Source organism: uncultured Paraglaciecola sp. (assembly GCF_963977085.1).
Taxonomy (GTDB): Bacteria; Pseudomonadota; Gammaproteobacteria; order Enterobacterales; family Alteromonadaceae; genus Paraglaciecola.
The window spans coordinates 497,262-512,279 of record NZ_CAXBNC010000001.1; the positions used below are offsets into that span (position 1 = coordinate 497,262).

15 protein-coding genes are annotated in these 15,018 nt (G+C 39.7%); 6 read left to right on the plus strand and 9 right to left on the minus strand.

What is annotated here, in order from left to right; translation table 11 throughout:
- The first annotated feature begins 204 nt into the window (after nt 1-204).
- Complete coding sequence (locus AAC000_RS02115; protein WP_339719665.1) at nt 205-378, plus strand: hypothetical protein; 174 nt, start codon at nt 205-207, stop codon at nt 376-378.
- Between the two features lie 26 nt (nt 379-404).
- A complete protein-coding gene (locus AAC000_RS02120) occupies nt 405-629 on the plus strand; it encodes a hypothetical protein (RefSeq protein WP_339719826.1) in 225 nt (74 codons plus the stop codon).
- A 34-nt stretch (nt 630-663) separates the two neighbouring features.
- Here the strand turns inward: AAC000_RS02120 and AAC000_RS02125 are convergent, their stop codons facing one another.
- Nucleotides 664-1,512, minus strand: a complete 849-nt coding sequence (locus AAC000_RS02125; RefSeq protein ID WP_339719666.1) for a LysR family transcriptional regulator — start codon at nt 1,510-1,512, stop codon at nt 664-666.
- Between the two features lie 246 nt (nt 1,513-1,758).
- Here AAC000_RS02125 and AAC000_RS02130 point away from each other — a divergent pair, with 246 nt between their 5' ends.
- The 4 genes from AAC000_RS02130 to AAC000_RS02145 all read left to right on the plus strand — a co-directional run bounded on the left by AAC000_RS02130 (nt 1,759) and on the right by AAC000_RS02145 (nt 5,887).
- Nucleotides 1,759-3,204 carry a RimK family protein gene (locus AAC000_RS02130; RefSeq protein ID WP_339719667.1) on the plus strand — a complete coding sequence of 482 codons (1,446 nt, stop codon included), beginning with the start codon at nt 1,759-1,761 and terminating at the stop codon, nt 3,202-3,204.
- 2 nt (nt 3,205-3,206) lie between these two features.
- Entirely contained in the window at nt 3,207-4,364 is a 1,158-nt protein-coding gene (locus AAC000_RS02135; RefSeq protein WP_339719668.1) for a GNAT family N-acetyltransferase/peptidase C39 family protein, read from the plus strand.
- Nucleotides 4,365-5,153 carry an RMD1 family protein gene (locus tag AAC000_RS02140; RefSeq protein WP_339719669.1) on the plus strand — a complete coding sequence of 263 codons (789 nt, stop codon included), beginning with the start codon at nt 4,365-4,367 and terminating at the stop codon, nt 5,151-5,153.
- Nucleotides 5,154-5,728: 575 nt separating this feature from the next.
- Entirely contained in the window at nt 5,729-5,887 is a 159-nt protein-coding gene (locus AAC000_RS02145; RefSeq protein ID WP_339719670.1) for a hypothetical protein, read from the plus strand.
- Nucleotides 5,888-5,939: 52 nt separating this feature from the next.
- On the opposite strand, the gene AAC000_RS02150 is transcribed toward AAC000_RS02145, so the two are convergent.
- The 8 genes from AAC000_RS02150 to ygiD all read right to left on the minus strand — a co-directional run bounded on the left by AAC000_RS02150 (nt 5,940) and on the right by ygiD (nt 14,886).
- A complete protein-coding gene (locus tag AAC000_RS02150; protein WP_339719672.1) occupies nt 5,940-6,827 on the minus strand; it encodes a TauD/TfdA family dioxygenase in 888 nt (295 codons plus the stop codon).
- 24 nt (nt 6,828-6,851) lie between these two features.
- Nucleotides 6,852-8,171, minus strand: coding sequence for a M20/M25/M40 family metallo-hydrolase (locus AAC000_RS02155; RefSeq protein WP_339719674.1), 1,320 nt, complete (start codon nt 8,169-8,171; stop codon nt 6,852-6,854).
- Nucleotides 8,172-8,173: 2 nt separating this feature from the next.
- Nucleotides 8,174-8,830: a cysteine hydrolase gene (locus AAC000_RS02160; protein ID WP_339719676.1), complete on the minus strand. Its 657-nt coding sequence runs from the start codon at nt 8,828-8,830 to the stop codon at nt 8,174-8,176.
- A complete protein-coding gene (locus tag AAC000_RS02165) occupies nt 8,823-9,878 on the minus strand; it encodes an LLM class flavin-dependent oxidoreductase (protein ID WP_339719677.1) in 1,056 nt (351 codons plus the stop codon). The genes AAC000_RS02160 and AAC000_RS02165 overlap by 8 nt, the downstream gene beginning before the upstream one ends.
- A gap of 20 nt (nt 9,879-9,898) precedes the next feature.
- Nucleotides 9,899-11,197: an MFS transporter gene (locus AAC000_RS02170; RefSeq protein ID WP_339719678.1), complete on the minus strand. Its 1,299-nt coding sequence runs from the start codon at nt 11,195-11,197 to the stop codon at nt 9,899-9,901.
- Nucleotides 11,198-11,275: 78 nt separating this feature from the next.
- A complete protein-coding gene (locus AAC000_RS02175; RefSeq protein WP_339719680.1) occupies nt 11,276-12,577 on the minus strand; it encodes an MFS transporter in 1,302 nt (433 codons plus the stop codon).
- A gap of 301 nt (nt 12,578-12,878) precedes the next feature.
- On the minus strand, nt 12,879-13,970 hold the full coding sequence (locus AAC000_RS02180; protein ID WP_339719682.1) for an acetamidase/formamidase family protein: 1,092 nt from the start codon (nt 13,968-13,970) through the stop codon (nt 12,879-12,881).
- Between the two features lie 127 nt (nt 13,971-14,097).
- Complete coding sequence (gene ygiD, locus AAC000_RS02185) at nt 14,098-14,886, minus strand: 4,5-DOPA dioxygenase extradiol (protein WP_339719684.1); 789 nt, start codon at nt 14,884-14,886, stop codon at nt 14,098-14,100.
- Between the last annotated feature and the right edge of the window lie 132 nt (nt 14,887-15,018).

Below are 15,018 nucleotides of genomic sequence, written 5' to 3' on the forward strand. Positions count from 1 at the left end.
TCAGCAGCGATAGTAATTAGAATCAATAGATTACAGTCGCTGTGATTAGTGAAATCAGAAATATAGTCAGAGCTTGTCCTTCCATTACTTTAAACAATCTTTTTGCTCTTTAAGAGTAAATTATTTCGTTTTCTAATTTCGAGAATTACCTCAATAATGAAGCCGCACTAAGTGCAAAGTTTATTAACATTTTTGGACAAGGTAATGAGCAAAAATTTTCATTTTAAGAAAGATGATTACGACAAAGTAAATGGCGCTGCAAAGCATAGATTTAATGCCGAATATAGCGATGAGCTAGAGTTTGACGCTAAAAAAGGCAAAAAAATATCACAAAGAAGAGCCGCAGAAAGGCGACGCCAATCCGCCGGCTTACATTAATGAATAGTCAAACTATTGAGAATATGATGAAAAAAGTATTGTTGACACTAGGTTTATTATTAACAACAGCAGTTTTTGCTGATGAGCGCCCTGTAGCAGACAAAGAGCTGATTGCAGAACTCAAACAATATTGCACAGAATTAGCACAAGAAGACGGTACCGATGGTAAAGAATTATCAGTCTATTTGCTGGAATGTATTAACGAAGAGTTAGACTCAGAAGGTTATCAACCCCTCACCAAACTGGTCTAATACTTTAGAAACACGACTTCAAAACAAGGGCGCACTAGCGCCCTTGTTGGTTTTCAATCATGCCTTTAAACACTTCAATAAATTTTTTTAATCTAGCGTCTTTTGACTGTTTCAAATAAATTAAATAACACTTAACAGTTAGCGGCGATAATGAATCAACCTCGTGCAATTTACCTGCGTTCACCAACTCTTTCGCAATTTGTGCAGGAAGAATAATGGCACTGTTGTGAGTAGACAAATAATTCAAAGCAACTTGCAGTGAACCAGTACGCATACTCGCCTTTTTAATTTCCGGATAGATTTTTTCGAGGGCTTCATTGGTTTTCTGACCCCAGTCTATGGAAATATTAAAGTGCTCAAGGGCCTCTTCAATTATTCCAACAGAACAATACAGTGATAACATTGAATCACTGAGCTCGAGAATTTCCACATCATCTGATTTAAAAGGTAATGTAGTCAATGCCAAGTCAATGCTGTGCTCGTGCACCATTCGACTCAGCTGTTCATGACTGCATATTTCTGCTCGTATGGAAACATGGTCAAGATGCCCCTTTACCTCATCCAGTTTATGCTTTAAGTACATATCCCAAGCATTACTGGTACTGGCAATACTTAAATATTGAATACTTTCTTCATTCATTGTCGCTCGGGCCTGTTCGAGTGTATCGGCGAGGGAGGAAGCGAACGGCAGTAGTTTTTCCCCTGCAGCAGTCAATTGCAAACTATTTCTATTGCGCACAAAAAGTGCCGCATTGAAGTACTCTTCAAGCTGTTTGATACGGGCACTGACTGCCGACTGAGTTAAATATAAGTTTTCAGCAGCTTTTCCAAAATGTCTGGTTTGCGCCACTTCCATAAAAGTCACAAGAAACCGAATATCCATAAGAAATCACACTATAGTAAAGATAGGTTTATGTCCCAAGAAGGGTCTAAAGACGTAATAACAAACCTATAAAATGGTCAGCAGTATTCTGCTATTGAGTGGTGATTATAGCCACAATTAATTTGTTCCTGACGATTAAAAAATTTAGCCATGAAAAGTATTCACAAAGCGAACAAAAGAAGTAGGATCCGCGAAATTTCGTCGCCCTAAATCGGCGCTTCACAAAAATGTGTTTGGATGAATAACATGCGTAAAAACCTCATTGTCTTAAACGATAGCCCAAATATCGAAAGTACTAATGCAATGATTGTTAACTTTAATCAATATTTGTCAGAGTTTCCAAAGAAGGGAAACGCCACCACAAGATTGATTAACTTATGCGACTCTACTCAATATTTGAGTCAGGGTTACTATTGCTCACTGCTGGCTGAAGCGCGGCAGCATCAAGTGCTGCCCAGTGTAAGTACAATTAATGACTTAACCTGCCAGTCAGAAGGCTTAGTCGTGGTTATTCCTGCAGCCATTTCGCGAACCTATGGGAAAGACAAATCTAGTGATGTGTTAGTGTATTTTGGCTGGCACCAAGATGAAAACATCAACAAAATTGCGCACTACATTTTTGCACAGTATCCAGCGCCCATTTTAAAGTTATTGCTTCACTGGCAAGATAAAAAGTTATTTGCCACTGTGAGTTTATATGCCCTTGCAAAGTTAAACACAGAGCAACATGCAACGCTGCAACAGAGGTTGGATAATTTCACCAATAATGTGTGGCGCAGTAACAAAAATCGTAAACGCTTTCGTTGGGATATGGCGATATTGGTAAATAACGAAGAAGAAACGCCCCCCAGCGATCAAAAAGCCTTAAAAAACTTTGTTAAGGCTGCGAATAAATTTGGCATTAATGCTGAACTGGTAACTGTTGATCAAATTGGTTTATTAAATCGCTACGATGCCTTGTTTATTCGTGAAACAACGGCGATTCGTCACCATACTTATCAACTTGCTAGACAAGCCGAAAAAGAAGGTTTGGTGGTGATGGACGATGCCACATCGATCTTGCGTTGCTGCAACAAAGTCTTTTTGCATGATGCCTTTAGTTACAACTCAGTGCCCTCGCCTAAAACACAGTTTGTGTCTGATGCTAACGCGGCCACTCTTGAACAGCTAGAGCAAGATTTCAGCTACCCTATGGTTTTAAAACTGCCAGAAAGCTCGTTTTCTAAAGGTGTTTTTAAGGTGGCAGATCGTTTAGCTCTGGAACAGAAACTGAATGCCATACTTGCTGACTCGGCGATCATCTTGGTACAGGAATATCTCTACACCGAATATGACTGGCGGATTGGAGTACTAAATGGTCGCGCAATTTATGCCTGTCGCTATCACATGGCTCGAAATCACTGGCAAATATACAACCATGGAGCAAAGCGTTTCTCATCGGGTGATTTTGAAACCATGGCCACCTTTGAAGTACCTCGCCAAGTGTTGGAAACCGCCGTCAAAGCATGTTCTTTTATTGGTAGCAGTTTATACGGTGTGGATTTAAAACAAGTCAACGACAAGGTCTATGTAATAGAAGTCAACGACAACCCTAGCATCGAACAAGGTGTTGAAGATCGTTACTTAGGCTACGAGTTATATATGCAAATTATGCAAGAGTTTGCTAACCGCCTCGAACAAAGAGGCCGCTAATCATGGAAAAATCCATGGTGCATGTTAACCCTTTACAAGACTCGCAAAATTTGACTATTAGGGATGCAAAAAATGCAGATTTGACAGCCTTAGTGGCTTTAGAGCAACGCTGTTTTGCCACCGATAGATTAAGTAAACGCAGTTTTTCATATTGGATTAAGGCCAAACATAGAGTGTTTATGGTGGCGACGCAGGATGAGCAAATCATAGGTTATGGTTTAGTTATTATGCGTAAAGGCACCCGTTTGGCGCGGCTCTATTCTATTGCGATAGATAAAGTCGTCGAAGGAAAAGGCGTGGGGCGCCAACTCTTGCTGGCTTTAGAAGCCCAAACAGTAGCGGCCGGTAAATTATTCTTAAGATTAGAAGTAGAAAAAACCAATGAGCGCGCCATTGGTTTATATCAGTCTATGGGATATGTCATTTTTGGTGATTACCAGCATTACTACGAAAATAATGGTGATGCATTCAGAATGCAAAAACCAATACGTCAAGCCGCAAAACACAATCAGTTGCCGTCTTACCCTTGGTATGCACAAACAACCGATTTTACCTGTGGGCCTGCAGCCTTAATGATGGCTATGGCTAGCCTGTCTGAAGACACAGTAATGGAGCAACCCTTAGAGTTTGACCTATGGCGCGAAGCCACCACTATTTTTATGATGGCCGGTCATGGTGGTTGCCACCCCTTAGGATTAGCCTTAGCTGCAGAAAAACGAGGATTCAAGGTAAAGGTATATATCAATCAACCCTTGCCATTATTTACCTCAGGCGTTCGCCAGCAAGTCAAAAAAAATACAGTAGAGATAATAGAACAACAATTTCAGTTAAGAGTGCAACAACAAAAGATCCCGGTCGTCTATGCAGACTTTGATTTAAACGCGTTAAAGCATGCCCTTAAAGACGGCTGTAAAGTATTAAGTTTAATTAGCACTTATCAAATGGACGGATACAAAGTACCCCATTGGGTGGCAATCACTGCAATAGATGATGAATGTCTGTATCTACATGATCCCAGCGTACCAGAGCAACATGCAGCTGGATTTGATTGCCAACATATTCCCGTAGCCTTAGATGACTTTATTAAATTATCGAGTTATGGAAAAACAAAATTACGCACTGCTTTGGTGATTTGCAAAGCCGATGTTAAGGAACTCTAAATGACTTCTAATTTTGCGACTAGTGAAGTAGATGTGTCGTTGTTAGGCGACAATATTAAACTAGATGGCCTAAGTAAAAAAATTGGCCAAACATACTTTGTAAAACGTTTTCGCGATGCATTGAGCATTAGTACGCCTAAAGGTCAGGTATTTATTTTTGATTATGGTGTGATCATATCTTGGGGAATAAGTGACGGCAAAAAGTCTCAGCTAGCTGAGATGATCCACCAATATGTGGAGCAACTCAACATCCAAAAAGACCGAGAACACTATGTGTTTGAAGTATCTGAAAATGCCGCGCTTTCTATGATTGACGATCACATTATTTTACCGGATTGTAAAACCATGACTTTATTGGCAGTCAGTCATGCACTGGCGCAATCAGCCAAGCTTGGTCGTTTTGAAGTATTGGCCGAACGCACCATTAAAGATAATGCCTACCTGTCACACACTCTGGCAAAAACAGGCAAAATCCCCTTAAGCCGCAAACAACTTTCGAAGTTACGTGGTGCCCTTTTTAGTACTAAAAGTGATATTTTGTTGCACTTCAACTTGCTCGATACACCAGAGTTTTTTTGGGAATACCCAGAACAAGAACAAAAGTATTTAACGGTTAGCCGTTATTTAGACTTAAAGCCACGAGTAGAGCTATTGACCATGAAGTTGTCGACCATAAATGAGTTGCATGAAATGCTCGCAGCGGAGCAAAATCACAAACACTCGTCGTTTTTAGAATGGATTATTATCATCCTTATTGCGGTAGAAATTGTGCTGTTTTTTGTGCATTAATCTATCAAACACGGCTTAATGGTTGCCACTTTTAAAGTGACAACCCTGCAGACTAGGTTATCTTACAAGGTAAATAATTGAAACGGTCTTGTTATTAATGCTTAGTCTTTTTGGAAACACCTACCTTTAACTTGCCACGAATCATTCACGATTTATTTGCAGGCAATTAAAGCTAATCTATACGCAAATCAATCACTCCGCCAAACAATGTAGACTGCAAAATGAGGAACTATGCGCAATTACATTTTGATTTTTAGTTTTGACTGTTCGAGTACAGAGGAAACTGATAGTGATCATGGCCGTCTAGAGCACAGCCGTTAATAGTACAGTGAAGCTATCAGTAGTATCAGTGACTTAACCAAGAAGTGGCTGGGATTAAAACAGGATTTGCAAGATTGAATCAGAGCGACATATTAATGATGAGTTCACGACAGAATGTAGATATTAGATTTCATCATTACAGCAACAAAACCATTCGACGTCACTGGAGCGTAGAAAATGAACTGCATTAGATATTAGATGTCAGTTTCAGGGAAGATGAGAGTCGAATAGGTCGAGGAAACGCTGCCCCAATAATGGCCATAGCACGTCATATTGCGTTGAATATACTGCGTAACGAAACACCTTGTAAGAAAGGCATTAAGGCTAAACGATTTCAAGCGGCTCTAGATACAAGTTATGGGGATAAAAGTACTATCGAATATTTTTTAAGCACTCATGCGCTAGCACTGTAAGGTGACGAAAGCGCATATCTAGACTATAAATTTAGCTCAAAATTAATTTGAGCTATTTGATTTTAACAGGAATAGGCTTTTCACCTTTAACCCATAATCGATGCGCCATTCTCTTATACTTTTTATCATCAAACAAAGAGCCTGTATGTAAAGTACATCGATTGTCCCACATTAAAACGTCACCTTGTTGCCATTTATGTGCGTAGACATATTTGGGTTGGGTCACGTATTCTATTAGTTCATCTACTAATTTAAATGCTTCGTCGTCTTCCATGCCAATAATATGTTTAACTGTACCTGTACTGATCCATAAGGCTTTACGGCCATCGGCAGGATGTACCCGTATCATTGGGTGAATAACGTCAGGGTTATCTTGACGTTGTTCATCGGTTAACTGATAACTATTAAATTCACGATTTTCAACGAAATGCACATAAGAATGATGAATTTTAAGGGGATCTAATTGCGCCTTTCTATCTTCAGATAAATCATTGTAAGCAGCGACCTGATCCGCTAATAAGGTTTCTCCACCTTCGTCTGGCACCTCAACTGCATAGAGCATGGTAGACATTACAGGTTCTGCTTTGTAAGAATAATCTGTATGCCAACCTACACCATCATTATGAGCTCCTAGGGCGTTACCATCTTCATCTGTCATATTTGATAATCTAAATATATGAGGGTAACCAGGTAAACAATAATTCTTCTGGGTGTGTAATTCTGGCTCACCAAAAGCCGAAATAAACCGCATCAGATCATCTGGCTCCATGGTTTGATTTCTAAGTAAAATAGCACCATGCAAACGAAATGCTTGTACTACTTTTTCAAGTGTCGCGTCATCTGCTGACTGTAGATCAACATTTTCTATTTGTGCGCCAAATTCATCTTTTAAAGGTTTTATTTGTAGTGTTTCAGTAGACTCAGCTAATGAGGTTTTCATAAATTCAATTCTCCAATTCTAAAACTATTGCTTACCGCAAACTGAAAGGGCGGTTAATGCATAAATCAGTGCGCTTTTCACTAGATCTTCAGGGGTGGCTGCAAATCTAGGCATACCAGTGGTGATAGCTGGCACTCTTTGCATATTAAATACATTATGGTCACGCCACATGCTTGAATAAGCAGGGTGGGCACGCTCAATAGCGTCGCCGTTCACTGCCTTGGTGGCATCACAAAGTGATTTAACTAAAGGTGATACTGCAGTTGGATCTGCTTCATAACCATTACGAACCACCATAGGTTCAATCTCGTAACCAGCAATATCTAATGTTGACATAACTTGTTTAAGTTCATGATAAGACTGCGCTGCGGTTTGTTGTGGGGTCAGACCCACATCAAGATAAACAGAACAAATATCGGTCCCGGCACCAAATGATGTGGGTGAGCCTGCTTTGATAGCGTCTATTTGTGCTTTAGGAATAGATACGCCTCCGGCTGTTTCATAGTGGTTATCAGCTTCGTACTTTAACGACCAACTATGTAAAGCATCTATAACAGGCCCTAATTTATAGATAGGGTTAGGGTGCGCATTTACATCAGTAGGGGCATCTAGAATAGGGGTGAATACACCTTCTCCAAAAATCTGAATGCGATAAAGCACATAACCACATCCTTGCCATGTTACGCCCCAATCACAGCCTTCTGCTGCAATTGCATAATCAGCTACCACACCACCATGATGGAACAAATAGTTGGCACCAATATCTTTACCAAGGTAATCCACACCTTCATATTGTTCCATTGGCTCTGGGCCTATTTCACCTGGACATGCAGTCAGATAAAGTTTTCCTGCTAAATCAAATCCTGCTTTTTTAAGTGCTTTTGCTGCAATTAAGAAACAACTCATTGGTCCGCGGTCGTTATAAATAGGGAAACCGTGAAATTTTCCATCTTCAAGCCAGCAGGTTTTCCATTCAGGATTCGCTAATGTTTGTTCAGTAAACCTATGCTTATTGATATGAGGATCATCACTCGGACTTTCTGTATCCAAATGTGCAGTGAACAATAGGTTTTTGCCCATTCCTGTACCGCCATATTCGCCAATAATATTTTGGCGCTCAGGAGTGGCACCACATTGACGGGTTTTAAAACCGTTATCTTGTAGCCAATCAAAGACAAATTGAGAAGACTCGGCTTCGAATCGAGACTGACTCGGAATATTACCTAAAGTCAAAACAAGCTCTGTAAGCTCATCTATATCGATAGCGGCTTTAATTTTTTCTACGTCATCATCTGTGATGTTATAAGCGACCTTCGTATCAGAAGGGTAAAGTGGACTGGTCATTGTTATTTCTCCCACATTTCACAAATGTTTTGTGTGTTGCTTAATAAGGCAAAACTGGTTGCCATGGTATATAAACTGGCATTGTGGACGTTTGTCTCATAAGCAGCGCAGGCATCGGATGCGAGAATCGTATGATAATCATGATGAAAAGCATCCCTAACCGTGGACTCAACACAACACTCAGTGGTTATGCCGCAAAATACTAAGGTGTCGATATCATTTTGCTTTAGTTTTTGGTCAAATTGAGTGTCATAAAAAGCGCTGTAACGGGCTTTATAAATAACCGTATCTGTTGGTTCAGGAAGGATTTTATAAAAGTCCATTCCAGATGTACCTTCACGGCAAATGGCACTTTCAATCTCCGCATTTTTACCTTGACGAGTCATACGCTCTCGCCATGCTGGTGAGTCATCTTTAGCAGATGTTTTAAGGCCAATAAAATATACGGGCACACCAGCTTTACGCGCACTTTCAACCAGTTCCAAACATTTCATCAAGGCTGATTGTAATGGGCTCATGTCTAAACCAAATTGACCTAATAATCCTTCAGGGCTAGCAAAATCAACCTGTACATCTATGATGCACAAAGCCGTTCTTGTGGGTGAAAGCCAAGATGGTTGTAATTCAGTTAGCTGGTAAGTTGCACAACTATTATCCATAGTGTGCTCTTAGGTCTGGTAAAATTTCCTGACCAAATTTATGTAATCCAGCTTCATAATCATCAAAAATAATCATCACGCCATCCATTTCGGTGCCATCAATCATGTCTATGAGTTTTTGTTTGACTGTTTCTACAGTACCTACTAACTCACGGCTCATAAACGCGCCTTGGGCCCGGATCACCATAGCGTTGTCTTTAAGAGCTGGGTCAATTCCATAAGAACGCATCATACCTTCAACAGCACCTGCATCTTTACCTTGACGATAATATTCGGCTTTGGCTAAGGCTTCTTCATCGGTATCACCAATAATTAAAATAGCCATACAGTAGCACTTAACTGAGGTGTCTATTTCAGCAGCAATTTCTCGGGCACGACGGGTGATTTTTAAGGTTTCTTCATCATTTTTGCCACCAACAAAACAGGCATCTGTGTTTTTTACTGAGAAACGTAAACCCCTTTCAGATTGACCAGCACAGACAGTAAATGGTTTTTTTGCGGGTTTAGGTTGAGAAACACAATCTTCAAAATCGAAGTATTTTCCATCGTAATTGACATGATCTTCTTTCCATAAATTTTGGACTAAATCACTCCACTCTTGTGCATAGACATAACGTTCATCATGGTCAACATCATCACGCCAGGCCCCCATTTGATTAAGTTCATCTCTAAAGGAGCCTGATACTATATTCAAACCAGCACGACCTTCAGATATTTGATCTAAAGTGGTTACCATTTTGGCAACCGCACCTGGATTCATCAGTAAAGTATGCACAGTGGCAATGATTTTGGAGTGGCTTGTGGCTTCTGCAATGCCTGCCATCATAGTTAAAGACTCTAATGAAGTACCCCAATGTTCAGTAGTACCACCATATCCACGCCATTTGGCCATAGACATAATGAAATCCATTTTGTAGCTATCAGCAATCATAGCTGCAGTTTTATTTTGCTTGTATGAAGCATCTAAAATAGGCGTATTTTCAGATACGATCCAACCACCGTTTGCGATGGGTAAAAATACTCCAAATTCTTTGTTATTAGTTGTCAATTTAAAAACTCCTACTTTGACTACTTATTCGCATCTGATGCGACAAGTTTATTTTTGATGAATGAGTTGGAAGGGACTTGTTCAGACGTTTGTTGGTCTAATCTAGGCGGGCGCATGAAAATTACGCTAATAAATATAATGATAGGTATGCTACCAATCATTAAAAATGCGGGCACAAAACTGTCGGTAATATCTCGTATGTAGCCACAGATTAATGGTGCAGCAGATGCAATAGTGGCACCTACATTCATTAGTGAATACAGTTGTAGATAAGGTCCTGTGCCAAAATAACGAACAAGTAACACAGTACAGGATAAAAATGTCAGGCCATAACCACAGCCAATCGCAAAAGAAAAATAACCAATAGTAGGTAATGATTGAGCAAAGCTTAGGGTAAACATACCTGATGCAGATAATAGTAGAGCAACGAGCAACATTTTTTTGGGGTCAATGTATTCACCAATAAACCCGCCCAAAATTCGAGAGATTGCGTTACATAAAGCCACAGCAGAAAGTAGAGCAGATGCCTGTGCAAATGAAATGCCGATTTCTTTTATATGGGACACCGAAAAACTATTGACACTGATCATGACAAACAAGCAACTTGAATAGGTCGCTAGCAATAACAAGTATTGAGGTGTTCTTACTGCGGATTTAAAGGTCCATTCTTGTTCTGTTGTATAAACACCTTTTTTAATTGGATCCGGTTTTTCCTGTTTTGGGGGGAGTTTTAAACGCTTTGTATCAGTGAAAAGAAAAGTTATTAAAATTAAAGATACAGCTATTGTTATTGCCGTTAACATCACTAACCAATGAAAACGCCAGCTGCCTAAAATATCTGTTGCTAACCAAACAGTGATAGGCCCAACGATGCCGCCGATACCACCTACTGTGTAATATATGCCGAATGCGGTGGAATGTTTTTTGAAAAAATGGGTGATCACATAAGTGCCCGGAACTGTGCCTACAAAGCTGTAGCCAATTCCAAGTAATATACAACCAGAAAAATAAGATGCAGGGGTTTGGGTCTTAAATAGCAAGATGAATCCTGCAATTAAAATAGTTAATCCAATTATTAACGTAGCAGGTAAGCCCCATTTTCTAATGGTTATAGAAGGTAAGTAGCTGCTTGGCCCACAGGCAATGCCTAAACAGGTAAAGCCTAGACCAGCAATAGTCCAGTCCCAATCTAATTCACTTACCATAGAGGGTAGGACCACCCCTAGTGAACTAAATGTAGCGGCGGTAATAGTGAAGTAGCACAAACTAAACGTAAATAATACGAGTTTTGCTTGAGTCCCTGTGGTTAAATTCTTCATAAGAGCCTTTTAAAATATAAGTGAGTTAATAATCATTATTAGCAGTGCTTTTTTACTCATTCGATGCGCTATAGATAGCTACTCCTTCACTAAACTGGCGATTGGAACAGGCTGTATTTGGGGGCTATCCGAAATATCAGAGAGTGCTGGGGATTCCGGTAAACGAGGTGGATGCATAAAGCTTATACCGATAAACATAAGGACTGGCAGGGAGCCAATGATTAAAAATGGTAAAATAAAGCTACCTGTCATGTCCCCTAAGTATCCACAAAGTATTGGTGCGGCAGAAGCAAATGTAGCGACTACGTTCATTAGTGAATACAAAGGTAAATAAGGATTTGTACCAAAATACCTAACTAGTAACACAGTACATGATAAAAACGTCAGGCCGAAACCACTGCCGATAGCGAATGAATAAAAGCCGATAATGGGGAGTGATTGACCAAAACTTAGCACTATCATACCGAGCGCCAATAACGTTAAGGCAACTAGCAACATAATTTTTGCGTCACAGTATTCGCCTATAAAACCGCCAACAATTCTGGAAATGGCATTACATAAAGCAACCGCTGAAAGTAAGGTAGAGGCTTGTGCAAATGAGATACCTACTTCTGTTAAGTGGGTAACTGAAAAACTATTCACGCCAATCATGACAAACAAAACAGTTGTATAGGTCGCCATTAACAACAAGTATTGAGGGGTTTTTACAGCACTTTTAAAGGTCCAAACTTGCTCTGTTTCGTAGATCCGTTTTTTTACTTGAGCTGTTTTTTCATGCTTGGGCGGCTGTTTTAAAATTTCGGTATCTGTGAACAACAGGGCTAATAAAATTGAACCTACCGAAACTGTAACCGCAGTCAACATGACTATCCAATGAAAACGCCAGTTACCTAAAACGTCAGTTGCTAACCAAACTGTGATGGGTCCTACCACACCACCTAAGCCGCCAACTGTGTAATAGATACCAAATGCGGTGGAATGCTTTTTAAAAAAATGGGTAATAACATAAGTACCGGGTACCGTACCTACAAAACTGTAACCTGTGCCGATTAATATACAGCCAACAAAGTAAGAGATAGGTATTTGGGTCAAAAACAGTGTTATGAATCCTGTACCTAAAATAACTAGGCCAATAAATAAAGTGTAGGGTAAACCTAATTTTCTAATGGTTATCGATGGTAAATAACTACTCAAACCACAAGCTATGCCTAAACAAGTAAAACCAAAACCTGCAGTGGTCCAGTCCCAAGCTAATTCACCTAGCATTGCCGGTATAACAACCCCAAGAGAACTAAATGTAGCTGCAGTAATAACGAAGAAGCATAGACTGAAGGCACTTAAAATAAACCAAGCTTGCTTATCTGCGCTAATTTTAGGCATTTGAAAAATCCTTGTGGTTAAATATCGGGTACAAACGGAACACAATTTAGGATCCTTCACAGGTAATACATTACCATTTGCTTAGTCGATAATTTTGTTGTTATCTGTATGGATAATTGGCCTATTGTGCATCCCTCATCAACTACACTGGCTAATGGGGAAAATCACTAGTTTTCGGAGTCTATAAAGCTATTTTTTGATATTTAATTGACGGTTAAATATATGTGTTTAAATAAGTCCACTGACATAGTTAAAGGTTAATGTTCAGTGGACAGAAGCAATTTACTTCAGGTATACAGACTTATTTATCTGAGTTTGGTTCACCATTGTCAAAAACACTGCGTGGTATTTTTACATGTACTCCTTGAACTGTATCAACGACTTGTGTCACAGCAAAATCACTGCTGACACTCATCAAGGAGTAGGCATCATTTTTTGATAATCCTCGATGGTCAGTGAGTAACTCAAGCATATCCATAGATGCATTTTTCATTGCCACGTTCAAATCTTCGTCAAATCCATGAACAATGAAATAATTAGGGGTTTCTAATAACGGTGATGGGAACTGAAAATCTTTGCGTAAAATAATTTGCATAGTGACATCAAGCGAAGCTTCGATAGCAGTTCCACTTATTTCGCCGTCACCCTGTGAAATATGGGGATCTCCTATGCTAAATAAGCCGCCTTCTACTTGTACTGGATAATACATTGTAGAGCCAGCACCAATTCTCCAGTTATCAATATTGCCACCATGTTTACCAGGAGGAATAGTGCTCACTCTGCCGTTTACGTCTGGCGCTACTCCCGCGGTGCCTAAATGTGGGCGTACTGGTACACGAACACCATTTAATGTTTCTTGACGTTCGCACTCTGGGCAATGAGTGATAGTGCCAGGTGTTTCATATTTACCCTTAAAGTCATATGCATAATGACCATGAGCTTGCATGCTTGCCATATCTAAACGATAAATTGTGACTCGTTCTTTTTGTTTAAACTCATCATATAAATGCCCCCAGTTAGCCGCCAAATTAGAACCATATGAAAATCGCGGCCTCATGTTTAAATATCGTACTTCAAGTACATCACCTGGTTGTGCTCCTTCTACATAGATAGGTCCAGTCATTAAATGTACACCTGGGTTTCTATCTGCTTCAGGAACACCGGCCCATATAGCTTTAAGTGCATCATCCATCATGAGTTCTGGTGCATCTCCTGCATGATGGGTGATGGCTTCTGCTTGAATAATGTCGCCACTTTTAACTTTAATTGATGGTGCTTCTGTGGCTGAAAAATAACCCCAATGACAGTTTTCAACTGTTGCTTTCAAGATATGTAAATTTGAAGGGTGCTTACGTTCAGCTTCGGTTAAATCATCAGTTTTTAGCAACGACATATATGTATCCTTATTATAGATTTAGCAAACGCAGATCCTACATGGCTACGTTTCTCTATATGAAGATTACTGTCTACTCGCATTCAATTCTTGCGCTTTTACGCCTCAATAATTGTCTTAATACCCCTTAATTAAAAATTATAGATGTCATGTCTAATGATCCGTATTCAGCGTAAGTTGTTTCAAACCTACAGTCATCATCAGTTAATCTAGCACCTAATACATATAGTAAAGGAATGAAATGATCTGGATGAGGAACAGACATTTTGGCTTCGGCACCAAAATCTAGGTAGTTAATGACATTTTCAGGAGTGTTAGTTGACACAGCATCACGAATGTAGTCACCGAAACGTTGCGCCCAATTAAAAGTCATGTTGCGTTTATTCCAATCCATTACCCCTAAATTATGTACTATATTTCCGCTACCAATGACCCAATAGCCTTGCTTTCTTAACTCTGCAAGTTTTTGCCCTACTCGAAAATGGAATGCCATATCTTTAGTATTGTTAATAGAGAGTTGTACAACGGGCACATCCGCCTTAGGGAATACTTTTGCTAATACACACCAAGTGCCGTGATCAAAGCCCCAAGTACTATCGAGTTGTGCATTTTCTTCAGCTAATATTACGCTCAATTTTGAAGCAAGTTCTAGGCTGCCTGGGGCAGGGTATTGCATTTCATACATGGCTTTAGGGAATCCACCAAAGTCATGAATCGTTTTTGGGCTTTCCATAGAAGTAATAGCTGTGTTTGATGTATACCAGTGGGCTGATACGCAGATTATACCTTTTGGCTTCGGTAATTCTTTTCCTAGCTGCTGCCACATTCGAGTTGCAGTATTGTCTTCTAGTATATTCCCTGGACTACCATGACCAAAAAAAATGGCTGGCATAGGATTTTCATTTAATAAACTCATTCTTGCTCGCTCCTTCAGTTAACCTGTCTCAAGAAAATAATTTTTATTTTGCAACCTATATTATAAAAACGCTTCTAAGCTATATCTTGTCCTAAACCGTCAACATAATTGAATTAAAGCGTCGATATACCA